Genomic DNA, 15,409 nt, shown 5'->3' on the forward strand with positions numbered 1-15,409 from the left:
TCCTCTATTGAAAATATGACAACTTCTCATTAACATTCAATTGGTTACATTCAGCGCTGATATGATGTTTTCCCTTTGTTTGCGAAAAACCTCAATGGCAACGGTGCCACAAAGTGTAGAAGATGATGGCTCATTTAGCTCATCCCTCAGCAATTTAATATCATCGCAGAAGCTAAAATACGCCTTGTGCCGTTGAGAGTTAGCTCATATTACCTATTGATTAAATATGCCTTTTCGATATCTTTTATTTTATAGATAAATATCAGCGCGTTATGCCAAAAATAAATAATTAAAATATTTTTATCTTATACTTACGCTCTTCTGTAAATTTCTCTCAAATAGATTTCTTCAGATTATTCTCCGAGAAAAAAGAATAAACCAAATGATCCACGTGCTCATTTTTAAACCGAAGCGGTTGTTCCTCACTGACCTAATCCACGCAGAATGTTCGCCGTTAATTGTGAGCCAGGCAACGTCCTGAGCGATGCCCTTCTGTCAATGCTGTACAAACCACAGAAAACCGCCATACTCAGGCGCAAAGCCTGTGATTTTCAAGGGGTAAAATTTGCCTGTAGCAATCCCGGATAGCAAAACGAATAAGAAAGGAATGACTGCGATGCACTACAAATTGGTTAAGCAACTCAAAGATGATAATACATTAAGAAAAAGCTTTATTGATTTAGCCATCAAAACGTTCGATCTATCCTTTGACGCCTGGTATCAGCAAGGGTACTGGAGTGAATCCTATATCCCCTACGCTTTCGTTGATAAGAATAAAGTTATCGCCAACGCCTCCGCGAATATTATTGATCTGGTCTGGCAAGGCCAACCTCGACGCTATATTCAAATAGGTACGGTAATGACCAACATTGATTACCGTAATAAAGGGCTTGCCGGACAGTTGATACAACATATCCTTGATGACTGGCGTGACAAAGCGGATGCTTTTTTCCTGTTTGCCAACTCCACCACCGTCGATTTCTACCCCAAATTTGGCTTTACGCGGACCGACGAATATCAATATGTTGCGCCCGTTTCGCCGACTCCCGGCGACTTCCGTAAACTGGATATGGATAGTGCGCAGGATATTGCCCTGCTTAAGCACTACTACCAGAAATCCAACCCCTTTTCACAGCTACGAGTGGAGAATAACTTCGGTCTGCTGATGTTTTACTGTTCGGCGTTTATGAAGCATTTTGTGTACTACTCGGAGAAAAACCAGGCTGTCGCCATTGCGATGCAAAGCGCCCATGAGCTGATCTGCTTTGATATTTTTTGCGATGCCGGACAATCCATGGCGACCATTATCAATGAACTCGCCCAGCCGCAATCGCAGCAGGCGGTGCTTGGTTTTACGCCGAAGGAAGCGCGCCTTGGCGAGTACGAAAAAATAGACGGCGACGATATGTTGTTTATCTATTCCAACAAAGAGAACATTTTCCACGAAAACAAATTGATGTTTCCGCTGCTGGCGCACGCCTGATGCCGGGCCGCAGGCTATCTCTTTAGCCTGCGGCTGGTCGGCGTTGTTTCTTCCTGGAAAACAAAATAAACAGTACAATCGATTGTTGTTTTTTTGTTAAATTCAGGAGAAGCACCACTTGCCCCTTTTTGACCTGCAGGATCTCTACGCCTTTTTAGCCCTCAGCGAGCACGGCAGCTTTCGCTACGCCGCCGAGGCGATTTGCATTTCGCAATCGGCGTTAAGCAGGCGAATTGAAAAGCTGGAAACCGCTTTGGGGGTGAGATTGTTTGACAGAACCACTCGCCGGGTGACGCTCACGCAAACCGGGAGAGCCTTTGCCCCAAAGGCTCAGCATCTGCTTTCCGAATTTGAAGATGCTCTGGACGGTATTAGCGACCGCGCCGCTTTCGGCAACGGAATGGTGACGGTTGCCTGTGTCCCCTCTGCCGCCAACTTTTTTATGCCGCAGGTTATCACCCAATTCCGTCAACGTTTTCCTAAGGCGCGGATCAAGGTCATTGATACCAGCGCCGGAAATGTTTATAGCGCCGTGCAGAATCACCAGGCGGACTTCGGCCTGAGTTTTCTCTCCGAAATCGCGTCCGAGGTGGTGTTTACGCCGCTGGTTCATGAACGCTACCTGGCGGTTTGCCGACGCGACGATCCGCTGGCACAACGTCATAGCCTCAGCTGGCAGGAGTTTTTTAATCGGGATTACATCTGGCTCGATAAGATCTCCGGCAATCGTCATCTGCTGGACGGCGCCCTGAGCAACGTAGGGCCGCGACGCACTGCGGTTTGTGAAACCCGCCATGTCACAACGATGCTGGGCATGGTGGATGCCGGCCTTGGTATCGCGGCAATACCGGCGATGGCGCTACCGGCCTATGCGCACCACGCGTTAGTGAGTATTCCGCTAGTGGAACCTGAAGTGAAAAGGCAGGTGGGACTGATAAAAAAAGCGGGCAGAGCGTTACCCCCTCTGGCCGCCGAGCTCGAAAAAGCCATTACCGATTTTTACCATCCCACCGCATGATTAGCCCTCTTCCGGTAATTCACAGGCGTTAGAGGGTAAAGGATCCATGCCTGTGCGACGAATTTCCGCCTGCGCCGGGACTGAAGCCAGATAGCACAGCAGTTGCTTCGCCTGGGACTGCGCGGATGAATCGGCAACCACGGCGCCCGCGAAGCGAGTAACGTATTGCACTTCATCCGGCAGACGACCAACGAACGTCACGCCGCTGACCGGCAACAACTCGCTAACCTGCTGAAACCCTATCGCATAGTCCCCTTTCGCTACCAGCGAAGCAACGGGGATTTTTTCGATCATTTTTGCTTTGGGGCTTGCCTGCGCGGCAATATCCAGTTTTCTGAACAGCTCCTTTTCAACATAGCGCCCGCTGGCGCTATCCGAATAGGCGATGGATTTCGCCTGCAGCAATGTATGTTTCAACGCGGCGACGCTACTGATATCCGGCACCGGGGCGCCCTTTGGCACAACGGCGCCAATTCGTGAGTCCGCCAGTTCAATACGCGACCCCGGCATCACTTTGCCCTGCTTCTGCAAATCATCCAGGGCGTATCCCACCATAATCACCACATCCGCCTTTTGCCCTGCCGCCAGGCGGTTCGGTATCGCCTCCGCGGATTTCCCCATCGAGGGCCCATGAATGATATGCAAGGTATTGCCGCTTTTTTGCTGATAGTCGGGCGCCAGTTTATCCAACGCCGCGGAGAAGCCGCCGGAGATCATCACCGTGATCTCCTGCGCGGCGGCAACTTGCGCATAGCCGCAGGTAAATACCAGTAACGAGAAAACCCATGATTTACGTTGCATATTCACCTCTTAACCCAAAGAATTTTGCGTTTTCAATGCCTGCCGGGAAACGCGTTGATAGAGATACAGCGTCGCTAATAGCGCGCAGATTGCCGCAAAACTCATCCAGTAGCCGGGCGCCGCCTTATCCCCGGTAACTTTAATTAACGCGGTGGACATCGCCGGCGTGAAACCGCCAAACAGCGCGGTAGCCAGGCTGTAAGCCAGAGAAAAACCAGCAACCCTGACCGACTTAGGCATAATTTCCGTCAGCGCCGGGATCATCGCGCCGTTATAGATGCCGTAAATGAAGGAGAGCCACAGCAGCACGGACAACATCATGGCGAAGTCCGGCATGCGGGCCAGCAGCGATAACGCAGGCCAACTGGTGAAAATGGCCAGCAGCGTCATGCTGACCAATACCGGTTTACGACCAAACCTATCGGAAAGCATGCCGCCGATAGGCAGCCAGATGAAATTAGAGATCGCCACCAACAGCGTGACCAGCAGGCTATCCGAGGCGCTTAATAACAGCACGTTTTTGCCAAAGGTTGGCGCGTAGACCGTGATCAAATAGAACGCGGTAGTGGTCATCGCCACCATTAACATCCCCGCAATCACCACCCGCCAGTTTGCCAGCAGAATAGTCAGCGATTGTCCCAGGGTCGGATGTTCCTTACGCTCCGTATACTCCGCGGTTTCATTCAGGTTGCGGCGTAAAAAGAAGATAAAAGGCACGATCAGGCAGCCAATCGCGAACGGAATACGCCATCCCCACTGATGCAGACTCGACTCACTGAGCAGCATATTGAGCAGATAGCCCAGTGAAGCGGCCACCATAATGGACACCTGCTGACTGGCGGATTGCCAGCTGGTATAAAACCCTTTACGCCCCGGCGTCGCCATTTCAGCGAGGTAAACCGAGACGCCGCCCAGTTCCGCACCGGCAGAAAAGCCCTGCAACAGTCGGCCGCACAGCACCAGCGCCGGCGCCCACAAACCGATAGTCTGATAACCTGGCACCAGCACGATCAGGATGGTCCCCATCGCCATAATCGACAGCGTGCCGATTAAACCTTTACGTCTGCCAACCTTGTCAATCCAGGCGCCTAACACCACCGCGCCAACGGGCCGCATCAAGAACCCGGCGCCGAAAACGGCAAAGGTCATCATTAATGAGGCGAATTCATTTTCGGAAGGAAAAAAAGTATGGGCGATATAGGTGGCGTAAAAACCAAATAAAAAGAAGTCAAACTGCTCAAGAAAATTCCCTGAGGTCACCTGCAGGATCACTTTGGCCCTGGCGCGAAACACTGAAGTAGCGGCAGTTGCGGACATCACACTCTCCCTGATTAACTGAATAGTTAACTCTCATTAACATTTAGGTAACCGTAAGAGTGCGGGAAGTTGTAGCCAGGAATAAGCGCATTTTGCGCATCTATTGATGCGTCTGACACATTAATAAAGCCTGCGAGTTAAGCGACATCAACAATGACGGGGCGATGGGTCTCCCCCTCCGCCCCGCCTCTATACGCTGATAGTGTGAACTCCGCTGCATTTCCCCCCAAGGCAATCCGGGCTTGAGGGGGAGTTTTAACGAAGATCGCGTACGGCGACGTGATCCATATCGTCGAAGACCTGGTTCTCGCCGACCATCCCCCAGATGAAGGTATAAGCGCGGGTACCCACCCCTGAGTGAATCGACCAGCTTGGCGAAATCACCGCCTGCTCGTTATGCATCACAATATGACGGGTCTCCTGCGGCTGCCCCATCATGTGGAAGACGCAGGCGTCCTCATCCATGTTGAAATAGAAATAGACCTCCATCCGCCGCTCATGGGTATGGCAAGGCATGGTGTTCCACAGGTTGCCCGGCGCCAGTTCGGTCAGGCCCATGCTGAGCTGACAGGTTTCCAGTACATCCGGCACGAAATACTTATTGATGGTGCGGCGGTTGCTGGTCAGGTTGTCACCCAACGTCACCGGCGCTACATCGGCAGGGGTGACTTTTTTCGTCGGATAAGTGGTATGCGCCGGGGCGCAGTTGTAGTAAAACTTCGCCGGTTTTGCATGGTCGACGCTGGTAAATACCACCTCTTTCGCCCCCTTACCGACGTACAGCGCCTCACGGTGGCCGATTTCATAGCATTGGCCATCAACGGTAATACAGCCCGGGCCGCCGATATTAATCACCCCTAACTCACGGCGTTCGAGGAAATAGCTTACCCCGAGCTGTTTGCCGACTTCGCCGCCCACCGAAACGCCGCGCTGCACCGGCATGACGCCGCCAACAATAATGCGGTCAATATGGCTGTACACCATGGTGTATTCGTCAGCCACAAACACTTTTTCAACTAAAAATTCATTACGCAGCCCCTGGGTATCCAGAGTTTTCGCATGCGCGCTGTGGATACTTTGTCTTACGTCCACGTTAGCCTCCAGGCAGATTCTTGAATGATAAAGCCCTCCTGCGGAGGGCAGAGATTAATGACAAACCTCATGCAATCATTGAGCTTGCAAATTGCACCAGGCAAATAACAAGGAAAATCAATTTATTGATTTTCGGCTGATAACCACAAAGAAGGAAAAACCACGCTTTTTCCTTCTTTGTCAGCAGTCTGAGCCCTGCTGCGGAGGGCGAGAATAAATTAGTGATTCGCCGATGGCGCCACGCTGGCGCCAGGCGCTTTCACCACCTGCGCATTGCCAAAACGTCTGGCGTACAGGGCGGTAATAATGGGCACTAAAATCGCGGTGACGATGACGCTTGCCGCGACCAGCGCCGTCGCCGAAGCGGCCACCGGTTCAAAGGCCGGATTAATCTGCGCGATGATCACCGGGTTCGCGACCGCCGCGCCCGCTGCGGAAGAGGCCGCGACGCCAGCCGTCCCGTTGCCGCCGCCGATAACCCGGTCAGCAATAATCAGTGGGATACCGGTAATGATGATAACCGCCACGCCAAGCACGATTCCCAGCAGTCCGGTATCCAGAATCACGCTCAGGTTGATAGTGTTGCCCAGCGCAAAACCAAAGAACGGAATCAGCACCGGGGTGGCTTTGCTAAAGAAAGCCCGGAAGTCGTGGTCGAGGTTGCCTAAGGCAAAGCCCACCAGGAATGGCAGCACCGCGCCGATAAAATGGTGCGGCTCGAAGGAAGCCAGCCCGGCGGAGCCAAGGATCACCATGGTCATCAACGGCCCGGACTCCAGCGACATCAGCACAAACGCGCCGGACTCTTCTTTACTGCCGTACTGATTCATCAGGCTGGCATACAGACCGCCGTTGGTCATATCCATTGCCGAGACAATAGCCAGCACCGACAGTCCGGCAAAGAAACCGGTCTGGACGCCATTTTCCGGAATGACCATCGCGGCGATAAAGGCCACAATCCAGGCGACGGCAATTTTGGTGATCACTAACGTGCCGGACTTACGTAATACGGTACCGGTGGCGCGCAAATCGATTGATGCGCCGATACAGAAAAACCACACCGCCAGGATTGGCACCGTCCCACCAATCATGCCTTTAGTGAATGAACCAAAGTAATTACCGGTATCCGGCGCCAGGGTATTAAGCACCGCGCCAAGCAGCAATGGGACCAGCATCATGCCGCCAGGGATACGTTCAATGGTTGCTTTGATTTTCATGTTTTATCCTCATCTCCACCCCACCTGAACGGCAAGGATGTGACTTATTCTTTCAATAGCGTTTGAAAAAATTCTTTCTGTTCATTGCATTACGAACAGATGAGAAAAGTCAGGAGTCTCAGGGTTGTGCGCACCACACTGATACCATGCCGTTATCATTGATCATGTGAAATAATGATTCAACGAAAACAAAACAGTGTTTTAGTTACCGTCATCACATATCAAAAAGAAATCGAACGAAGGATCGTTTATTGAAAACAAAAGGGAGGTGTAGCCACGACGTTGCGGCAATCAAGGGCGGGATGAAATGTTAGATAGATGTTTTAGTGAATTCGGTGACATGCGCCGGGCAAAGCAAGACACGACGGTCTTCGCTTTGCCCGGCCAGGAAAAGTGCGTGGATCAACTGCCGCGGTAGGTTGAGTAGCCAAACTGGCTCAACAACAGCGGGATATGTAGCTTTTGGTTCTGTTCGGTTACGCTGAAAATAACCGGAATGACGGGAAAGAAGGTGCTCATATTATGACTTTTAAAGTAGTCACCGGTTTTGAAGGTCACTTTATACACCCCAGGTTCCATATTATCGGCCTGCGGATAGAGCGACTTGATACGGCCATCGGCATCCGTTTTACCGCTGGCGATATGCTGCCAGCCGCTGCCCTGCTGCTTATCGAGCTCAATCTGCACCCCTTGAGAAGGCAGACCGGTCTGCTGATTGAGAATATGTACGCTTAGTGTCCCTTCCGGCGCCGCAAGCGCGCTGAAGCTCAACAATGAAATAACGGAAGCGATAATTAACTTCATGAGCGATGACCTTATTAAGCAAGTGAATGTGTCATCACTATAGTCAGCGCGCTGGGAAATAAAATTAAACTTTTCGTTATTAATTAACGGGTAATAGCCGCGCGGATCTACGCCAAAGTCTTGTGTTGGATGGAGGAATAGAACGTAAGAGAAGCGATAATGGCACGCCCTACAGGATTCGAACCTGTGACCTACGGCTTAGAAGTTCCTAGAACTATACACTAATTCATAAACTTACCGCATCATCCCTGCGCTCACACGTCCCATGATGCAAAAAGATGGAAAGAGATGAAAACAGTTGGAAAACTGTGATTGTCCCAAATCTGTCTCACCTCTTGCTGATCACATCACTGGACAGTCGTCATCTTCCTGAGTAGCCCGATTGATGATGAACGTCACCACCCCTTTAACATCAACTTCATCCAGCGCATCACCTTCAATCGCTTCCCCATCCCTGGTAATAAGTGACTTACCCATCACCTTTGCAAAATCAGTTATCCCAGAATACGAAATCATTACCGTGCTGTTTTGCTTAGGCTTGAGTGATAAATCAAGCACAGCATAGCCAGTCTCCGTTTCTATGGTTCTGGTGTTTGGTCCGGTTCCACATATCATGTCAACAGTGAGAGCCCGCTGCACATAGTCATTGGCCGGAGAGGGGAATCCCATCAGAGCACCCTCCCCATATTTCGTAGAATCCAGAGACGGTTGTTGCTATGGTCTGGAGTCTTGTCTGCAAAACACGATTGGTGCCTCTCAATCCACCGATTAGCCTCATCATCTGAGAAGTGAATTCCTTTCCCTCGCAACTCTCTGATGAAGTCACTGGTACGGAGGCATAGATATCCCTTCGGGTTTTGCGATAGTGAATCTCTGAATGCATTTTGAATGTCTGAATGTCTGAGCATGATCTGCCACCCGATTAATACTGTTGTTATATACAGTAGTTTTTCAGTGTAGGCAGATCAATATCTCATTTGCCTATCAATCATTAGCAACGGAGGAACTTGTTGTTATGTAGATGATATTGCCGTCCAGTTAGTTGCGGTCCCGTCCCTGTTCACGTATACAACGCCAGTGCCAGACGGTATTGCTCCGATCCTCTCTGTAATAGTTCCTGCTGGCCATATGTAGTGTGCTGGATAGTTCCAGGTTGTTACAGTGTCAGCCTTCACGCCTCTGGTGATGAACGCTCTATTCCCGGTGAATGTGAAGGTACCAATATTCACGTTGTAGAACTCAAACGCGCACTGTGATGCAAGAGATACGGCAGCTATTCTTCCTCCATTGAATACACCCCGGGAACCGAACTCACCATTTACTGTCCCTATAGTACAGTTGTTGAAAGCGGTAGGAGCATAAAGACCTCCAATTGAGGTGTTTGACCCTGAGCCAGTAGGCGCTCTCAGATCACCTATTGGGTTAGTGATATTCACATTGTTAAATGTGATGTTTCCCCGATAGTTATTGTTAAACAGAAGAGATGTAATTACGCCGCCATTTATCTGTATTCCTAGAGCGTTAGCTCTCGGCCTGAATGTAGCAATATCTGGAGAGTTGATTATGACCTCAGATCCACATTGCAGTGTCCCTGTTACGCGGGGAGAATTAAGTGTTATTTTTGCTGCTGGTTCAGCAACATACAAATCTCCACATACGAAACCTGTATAAACAACTGACCGCCCGAATCCGATAGAGATAACACCACCAGTTGTGGCGATGTTATGTACAGAAGAGAAGTCCATAGCGAATACTACAGAAGCAACAGTAGAGACTGTCGGTGTACCATCAGGAGCAGTTGCATCTGTGGCCGCGTCAATTACACCCTGCCCAATGAACGAGTTACCAAGACCAAACGAACAGGTGATGTAGTTGAGACCTGCTGTTGTCGTATCTCCGGCTTCGGTTGTCGTGATATAAGTACGCTCACAGTGAATGTTGTGCACAACATCACGAATGCCAGTCATGTAAATGGCTTTGTTGTATGACTGTTCAACCTGAAGAGATAGAACATGGTTGGTATTGTCTGTATCACCACCGCTTTCTGAGTAATAGGCGTAATTTGAAGCATTACCGCACTGCTCTACGGAGAATCGCTGGAAAGTAGAATCCCATACCGCCTGTCTGTGAATCCCTCTACCATTAAACTTAACAATCCTGATGTGACCGAAATTAAGCAGAGCGCCTTTAATATAAACGCCATTCAGGGACGTTGTCCGGTTATCTGCTTCAATTATCAATAGTCCAGTAAGAGTCAATGATACGCAGCGACCTGAACCATATGGCAGGTCTGGATTCCCAAAGGTTACAACATATGGAGTGGTGTTTGCGCCAGTAAATTGAGATGGATTAACCCACAATTTTCCACTGGTATCAGTGATTAACTGACGGATATTAGTAAAATCCAGAGTTCCCTTAATTCGCCACGGCCCATTTCTCAGGTCAACTGTCTTTCCTGAGGATGCAGCGATATATCTTTTAAGCGCATCTGTGGCATCAAACTCAGACGTAGCGCCAGGAACAGCCCCAAAATGCACAGGAAGTAATTGCTCAACTCGCCGCTTCCATCTTTCACCTGTCGTTGTGACAATTATGCTACCACCATCATCAGCGCTGGTTGTGTCTGTGCTGTCATAGACAAAGTAGCCGCCGCCAATTTTACCCCCCACCGTGTACTCAGCAACATCGATAAGTTGCATTGGTTTTGTTGGCTTTATTGTCCTGAGCTTAGCGATACTTTCGCAGCGTCCTACGTATTTTAAGCCGTCCTGATCTGCAAGGCGCTGAGCAAACTGGTCTGGGTCATATTTTAGAATGTTTGGGTAGTAAAACTGTTGCGTACCGTACATGTCGTACACAGCCATGCTATGACCCTGCACGGTAACAAACTTGGCAATCTGACCATTGTAAACGGGATAGCCGGCGGCATTGATTATGATAGGCTGCGCAACCGGAACATGTGAACCATCTTCATTCTCCAGATACACCTGGATTTGGTTGGCTGGGTTAACAGGGTCAGTATCAATCTGACCGATATAGATTTTGCCACCTGACGCAGCTTTAAACAATCGAGCCAGCGTGAACAGCTGATTCGGCATACTAACGACGACATTAGCGGTGATATCTGACATTTCCTGTGCTCCGGGCGCAAGTAATCCCCACAGCAGAGCTGCGGTAAGTTATAGTTACATACCGAAATGGTACGATTGTTGATTTATCCAGTAGGTTTTACGATGCCATTCCACCCACTGGTGAGGGCATCAAGGATGTACAGCAAATACGATGAGGCGCAGTTCCACTTGAGGCTTACGCACGAACTACACGCGAAGATTAAGCAACGCGCGAAAATGAACAACCGGTCTATCAATGCTGAAATAGTGGCTACGCTTGAGGAGTCACTTGGTAGGCCTTCCCCAGTTTCTGGTTTTAGGGATGAAGCAGAAAGAGAGGCTGATGTTATATCTCAAGAGGTTAAAAATCTGGTGTTTGAGCGGCTTAGTGAACATTACAGAAAAAAATAGCCCGGACGCCCGGGCTGAGTTTACTTGCAAGAAATAAGCATGTTTCTGTAGATGGTCGAGCTGCCAAATGCCATTTGCGGGTTTGCAGTGAATGCAGCGCCCTGCTCACCGTTGACACTTACAACGTTATATCCACGCGAACCGCATAACTCACCTGCCTTAACCTGGCAATTCCCCCAATCCTGAGCGATTCCGGAACAGGTTAGTTGATATGCTTCCTTTCCATCAGGACCAAATGTCTTATCAGCTGTGGTGCATCCGGAAAGAGCCAAAAGGCATCCACCTAATAAAATATATTTAATCATTACCCTTCACCCTCATATGAAAGGTGAACGATAATATAACTACAGGCAACTTCATGCCATCCATGGCGAGGTGAATATGAACAGAGATCTACTTAATCTTGCATTCCTGATTTTCGGCGTTTGTGTTGGTGTTGCATTATTCGCTTAACGCTTCCGACTTCGCGCCTTGCGCTATGGCGTTGATAACACGCTGAGCATCAGCCAGTGCAGACTCGAACGCAGTAGATCCGCGCGGTGTATTTGCCAGGCGTAGCATTGCGTTCCTTCCAGCCTCACTCTCATAGATTCTGGCAAGTATCCCATACCCACCACCAACGCCTATCAATGCTGGGTTGGTAACAGAGCCTATTCCTAGAATAAATGGGATAGTCTGCTGCCCTGTAGGTGTGGTAACTGCAGCTTTAGATGCTTGCCTGGTAGAATCAAGATAGTTTTTCAATCCTTTGATATATGCCGCATCCTGACCTTTGAACGCGATACCAGTTTGGTTTGACATGATGTTAAGCTGCCGAAGAAACTGATCTGGAGAGCCATCTGATTTCTCCATTGCTTTACCTATTATTCCGTTCCTCATCTGCGCTCTGCCAATTCTGCCTACTGAGTTATAAAGATTCTGAACCTCAGATTTGTTCTTGCTGAAAAGCATGTTGTTAACCACTTCCGGGGTTAAATCACCTTTCATTAAGACATTCTTAAGGCGCGTATTCTTTAATTTATTGGCTTCGTCCGCATAAATTGCATTGGCCTGCTTATAGCGACGCAAAGTATCGTTTCCCAGGTTCTGGCCTATTGCGCTATCTATATCACCCGTCATTGCTCTGTAAACGCGTTGAATAGCTGCGTCTGACCTGGTAGGCATGACCATGCGCTCACCTTTGACATCCTGTCTGAATTGGCTTCTCAATCCACTAAGTTGCTGCAAGTCTATATTTCCTGTGGCTAGCTCATCCTTGTAATCCTGCAACTTCGCTATCGTATCCTGATCTGCCACTCTACCCAGTTTTCCCAGGCTGCTGATTTCATCATCAATCTGTTGAATTGCTCTTGCCGGCTGAATATTAACTCCTGACATAGCATTCTGAACTTGTTCAAGACGATTTCCTGCCGCTTGTTTTATGCCAGCAGATTTAGCTTTAAGACTACCAACCACAATAGATGGATCATACTCACCAAAACGTGCCGCATAATCCTGGACTAGCTGGCTTCTCGCTTCTTGCTGGGTTGCACGCATGGAGCTTGTGCCGGCAAATGGGATGTTTTCCGCTGTAGTCTGTGCCATGCGACCCACTCTAGATTGCGGTTGCAAAACATCAGTAGTATGCAGCGGGACTCCTTCCTGTTCAGCAAATCGAATTGCTTGCTGTGCCTCTGGTGCTATAGCACCTCTTGCTCCTCGATATGCAGCGCTTATGCCTCTTCCTGCCGCATTAACCAAGCCACCAGTAGCGACTCCAAGACCAAGGTCTGTAGCGAGGTTTTCTGCATTATCCTGCTGACTGTTTGCAGCTAACGAACCAACGGCGTTCTCAGCTAAAAGGCGTGATGCACCTTCTGCAATCCTTCCCGCAACAGTTGGAGCCTGTGAGGCCGCTCGCTCAATTCCTACCGGAGTTAGATACGGTAACGCCTCAGAAAAAATCTTACCTTCCGTAGTCTGAGGGGTGAGCGTTCCTTGCTGTAATCCAAGACCCTGCTCCATGCCTTGAGTTGTCACTCTTGGCGCTGGTATATAAGTTCCATCTCCGATACCAAGTTGCTTTCCAGCCCATGCGCCGGCGCTGGTAACGGCATCTGCTACTGATGCAGGAATGTTGACAATATTAACGCCTGCCTGCAGAAGTCCTCGACCAGTTTCAGCGACAGCATTGCCAAGGTCAGACATGAAACCCTGCTCTTGCAGCTGCCCTTGCTGTGGCTGTTGAGTTTGTTGCTGTACCGGCTGTTGAGTGGTTTCTGATTGTTGTTCAATCTGTGCAAATGGGTTATTTGGATCGTCCTGAACGTGTGGCTCAACTGGATTTCCCATTTCCTGAGACTCGATTTGCGCGAAAGGGTTATCCGGGTCTTGCTGGGGATGAAGTTTTGCAGATGTTGCTCGCTGCTCTACATCATTATTGGTTGAAGGATCTTCAGTCCATTGACTAAAGCGACTATCCACATACTGCCGCCCTTCTGGCCCAGGAGTGTACTCACCGCGCTTTGCCTTTTCTACATTTCCTGGTCCGTCGTGATAAGCCTGCAGCGCATCGCGCCAGTTGCCAAATCGCTGATACATCTGAGAGAGATATCTTGCCCCAGCGTCAGCCTGATATTCAGGATTTTGCATCTGCTCATCGGTATATCCCATGCCACGATATGTGTCAGGCATTACCTGGGTTAATCCTCGCGCACCCTTGCTACTAACCGCATCAGGACGATAAGAGGACTCCTTTCCTCCGAGTTGAGTCATCAGCCCTTCCGGTATTCCGTGGCGAGCGCCAGCCTGCTCCAGAAGCTCTTTGTAAGTTGCCATTTAGCCTCCAATGGACGGGAGATAACCATAACGGTTGATAAAGTCTGCAGATAGCTCAGGATGCTGACGAAGATAGTCGATTGATTGCTGCGGGGCGGTTACTCTCTGGATTCCGTTCTGCTGTACATACCTGGAAACGGCATCGTTACGCTTTTGGTTATACATATCCATGATGATTTTACCATTGCGTTTAAATGCATCTTCACTCTGAGAGTTCTGCAGAGAACCAACGGCAGCATCAAGCTTTTTACCTTCGGCATCAGATAGCGCCCCCATCCCTTTCATCGCGGCAACCGCAGATAAGAATGCCTGAGATTTGAAGGTATCTAATCTTGCCTGAACATCAGCAGCTGCAGAGCCAGGGATGTTTGGGATAGCCCCCCTGATGCCGGTTATGCTTTTCAATGATGGAGAAGAAAGGATATCGTTAAGCGTCCCCATGCTGGTAGTAAGTGTGTTGATGCTATCCTTGTATCCAGAGTTCAGATCATTCTTTTTCTGCTGTAGCGCTTGGTTGTTTGAGTCAATTTTCTGCTGAAGTTCCTGGCGTTTCAGGTCATTAGTTTCATTCTGCAGTTGTCGCTCATACCGCTTATTTTCCATGTTAATGCGGTTATTTTCCCGGTCCAGGTCAATTCTCTGCTGACCTAAGTTGGCCTGAATATCCTGAGATCTCATTGAAACTGCATTGTTTTGAGCTGCTATCTGCTGACCTATATCTTGGGCTCGCATAGTGATTGCATTTCCTGCAATTTTGTCCTGAACGTTGAAATACTGGTCAGGGCCAAGCGCAGCCATGCCGAGATGATCTGCAAAATCACTAAATGCTTTAGGGTTCTGCTGGTAGGTTTGTGCAACTTCCATTGGATTGAGGCCGACTCGTTGCAAATCAGCAGCATTGCTCTGCAACCATGACATCATGCTGTCTGGAGAGGTTGATGCCAGTCTTGCGCCGGCGGCAAGGTTTCCAACCGTATTTCGCTGATCTTCGTCGACGAACTTCATTCCATTGCGAACTGCGTCGATTTGGTCAGGATATTGAGCTGCAAGTTGGCGCATTGCATTGCGATCGCCAGATGCAAAGGCATTACCGTATGCTTGCTGGAATTCACTCTGCCGGTCAGCTTGCTGTGATTGCTTGTAGAGTTGAAGATTCCCAGCGATACCATTAAGCGCCTGCAGACCAACATTGTTCCTTCCAGACCACTCATTTTCATTATTCTGCCGAATGTATTCGAGAGCAGTATTTGCATCACTTGCCTGTGGCGCATTCTGGTTATTCTGACCAATGCCGGCAAGAAATCCGCCGGAGTTGATACCTTGTTGCCAGGTAGCCATG

13 protein-coding genes are annotated in these 15,409 nt (G+C 49.3%); 3 read left to right on the forward strand and 10 right to left on the reverse strand.

Annotated elements, in window-relative coordinates:
* Positions 1-616 precede the first annotated feature (616 nt).
* Together PGS10_RS11375 and PGS10_RS11380 are read left to right on the forward strand one after the other, a co-directional pair.
* Positions 617-1,483, forward strand: a complete 867-nt coding sequence (locus tag PGS10_RS11375) for a GNAT family N-acetyltransferase (protein WP_316422900.1) — start codon at positions 617-619, stop codon at positions 1,481-1,483.
* A gap of 118 nt (positions 1,484-1,601) precedes the next feature.
* Entirely contained in the window at positions 1,602-2,501 is a 900-nt protein-coding gene (locus PGS10_RS11380; RefSeq protein ID WP_045393445.1) for a LysR family transcriptional regulator, read from the forward strand.
* On the opposite strand, the gene PGS10_RS11385 is transcribed toward PGS10_RS11380, so the two are convergent.
* The 7 genes from PGS10_RS11385 to PGS10_RS11415 form a co-directional block, all read right to left on the reverse strand.
* Positions 2,502-3,302, reverse strand: a complete 801-nt coding sequence (locus PGS10_RS11385) for a substrate-binding domain-containing protein (RefSeq protein WP_316422901.1) — start codon at positions 3,300-3,302, stop codon at positions 2,502-2,504.
* Positions 3,303-3,311: 9 nt separating this feature from the next.
* The gene (locus PGS10_RS11390) at positions 3,312-4,619 is read right to left on the reverse strand and encodes an MFS transporter (protein WP_047049470.1); all 1,308 of its coding nucleotides are present in this window, start codon (positions 4,617-4,619) and stop codon (positions 3,312-3,314) included.
* 255 nt (positions 4,620-4,874) lie between these two features.
* Entirely contained in the window at positions 4,875-5,711 is an 837-nt protein-coding gene (kduI, locus tag PGS10_RS11395) for a 5-dehydro-4-deoxy-D-glucuronate isomerase (protein ID WP_045393454.1), read from the reverse strand.
* A gap of 218 nt (positions 5,712-5,929) precedes the next feature.
* On the reverse strand, positions 5,930-6,928 hold the full coding sequence (gene kdgT / locus PGS10_RS11400) for a 2-keto-3-deoxygluconate transporter (RefSeq protein WP_045393457.1): 999 nt from the start codon (positions 6,926-6,928) through the stop codon (positions 5,930-5,932).
* A gap of 402 nt (positions 6,929-7,330) precedes the next feature.
* Positions 7,331-7,732 (reverse strand): hydroxyisourate hydrolase, encoded by a 402-nt coding sequence (uraH, locus tag PGS10_RS11405; protein WP_047049475.1) that lies wholly within the window; start codon positions 7,730-7,732, stop codon positions 7,331-7,333.
* 342 nt (positions 7,733-8,074) lie between these two features.
* Positions 8,075-8,401, reverse strand: coding sequence for a hypothetical protein (locus tag PGS10_RS11410; RefSeq protein WP_316422902.1), 327 nt, complete (start codon positions 8,399-8,401; stop codon positions 8,075-8,077).
* A gap of 344 nt (positions 8,402-8,745) precedes the next feature.
* Positions 8,746-10,863 (reverse strand): phage tailspike protein, encoded by a 2,118-nt coding sequence (locus PGS10_RS11415; protein ID WP_316422903.1) that lies wholly within the window; start codon positions 10,861-10,863, stop codon positions 8,746-8,748.
* A 135-nt stretch (positions 10,864-10,998) separates the two neighbouring features.
* Here PGS10_RS11415 and PGS10_RS11420 point away from each other — a divergent pair, with 135 nt between their 5' ends.
* Positions 10,999-11,253 carry an Arc family DNA-binding protein gene (locus tag PGS10_RS11420; protein WP_063445201.1) on the forward strand — a complete coding sequence of 85 codons (255 nt, stop codon included), beginning with the start codon at positions 10,999-11,001 and terminating at the stop codon, positions 11,251-11,253.
* A gap of 20 nt (positions 11,254-11,273) precedes the next feature.
* Here the strand turns inward: PGS10_RS11420 and PGS10_RS11425 are convergent, their stop codons facing one another.
* The 3 genes from PGS10_RS11425 to PGS10_RS11435 form a co-directional block, all read right to left on the reverse strand.
* Positions 11,274-11,558 carry a hypothetical protein gene (locus PGS10_RS11425; protein WP_316422905.1) on the reverse strand — a complete coding sequence of 95 codons (285 nt, stop codon included), beginning with the start codon at positions 11,556-11,558 and terminating at the stop codon, positions 11,274-11,276.
* A gap of 136 nt (positions 11,559-11,694) precedes the next feature.
* A complete protein-coding gene (locus tag PGS10_RS11430; protein WP_316422906.1) occupies positions 11,695-14,070 on the reverse strand; it encodes a lytic transglycosylase domain-containing protein in 2,376 nt (791 codons plus the stop codon).
* Positions 14,071-15,408 carry a phage DNA ejection protein gene (locus PGS10_RS11435; protein WP_316422907.1) on the reverse strand — a complete coding sequence of 446 codons (1,338 nt, stop codon included), beginning with the start codon at positions 15,406-15,408 and terminating at the stop codon, positions 14,071-14,073.
* Between the last annotated feature and the right edge of the window lies 1 nt (position 15,409).

Source organism: Klebsiella sp. 141153, assembly GCF_032601995.1.
GTDB classification, from domain to species: Bacteria; Pseudomonadota; Gammaproteobacteria; order Enterobacterales; family Enterobacteriaceae; genus Klebsiella; species Klebsiella aerogenes.

Excerpts from the sequence above, each read along its gene's own strand:
- PGS10_RS11390 (WP_047049470.1), bottom strand. The coding sequence starts at position 4,619 with ATGTCCGCAACTGCCGCTACTTCAGTGTTTCGCGCCAGGGCCAAAGTG.
- PGS10_RS11415 (WP_316422903.1), bottom strand. The coding sequence starts at position 10,863 with ATGTCAGATATCACCGCTAATGTCGTCGTTAGTATGCCGAATCAGCTG.
- uraH (WP_047049475.1), bottom strand. The coding sequence starts at position 7,732 with ATGAAGTTAATTATCGCTTCCGTTATTTCATTGTTGAGCTTCAGCGCG.
- PGS10_RS11385 (WP_316422901.1), bottom strand. The coding sequence starts at position 3,302 with ATGCAACGTAAATCATGGGTTTTCTCGTTACTGGTATTTACCTGCGGC.
- PGS10_RS11430 (WP_316422906.1), bottom strand. The coding sequence starts at position 14,070 with ATGGCAACTTACAAAGAGCTTCTGGAGCAGGCTGGCGCTCGCCACGGA.
- PGS10_RS11425 (WP_316422905.1), bottom strand. The coding sequence starts at position 11,558 with ATGATTAAATATATTTTATTAGGTGGATGCCTTTTGGCTCTTTCCGGA.
- PGS10_RS11375 (WP_316422900.1), top strand. The coding sequence starts at position 617 with ATGCACTACAAATTGGTTAAGCAACTCAAAGATGATAATACATTAAGA.
- kdgT (WP_045393457.1), bottom strand. The coding sequence starts at position 6,928 with ATGAAAATCAAAGCAACCATTGAACGTATCCCTGGCGGCATGATGCTG.
- PGS10_RS11410 (WP_316422902.1), bottom strand. The coding sequence starts at position 8,401 with ATGGGATTCCCCTCTCCGGCCAATGACTATGTGCAGCGGGCTCTCACT.
- PGS10_RS11420 (WP_063445201.1), top strand. The coding sequence starts at position 10,999 with ATGTACAGCAAATACGATGAGGCGCAGTTCCACTTGAGGCTTACGCAC.
- PGS10_RS11435 (WP_316422907.1), bottom strand. The coding sequence starts at position 15,408 with ATGGCTACCTGGCAACAAGGTATCAACTCCGGCGGATTTCTTGCCGGC.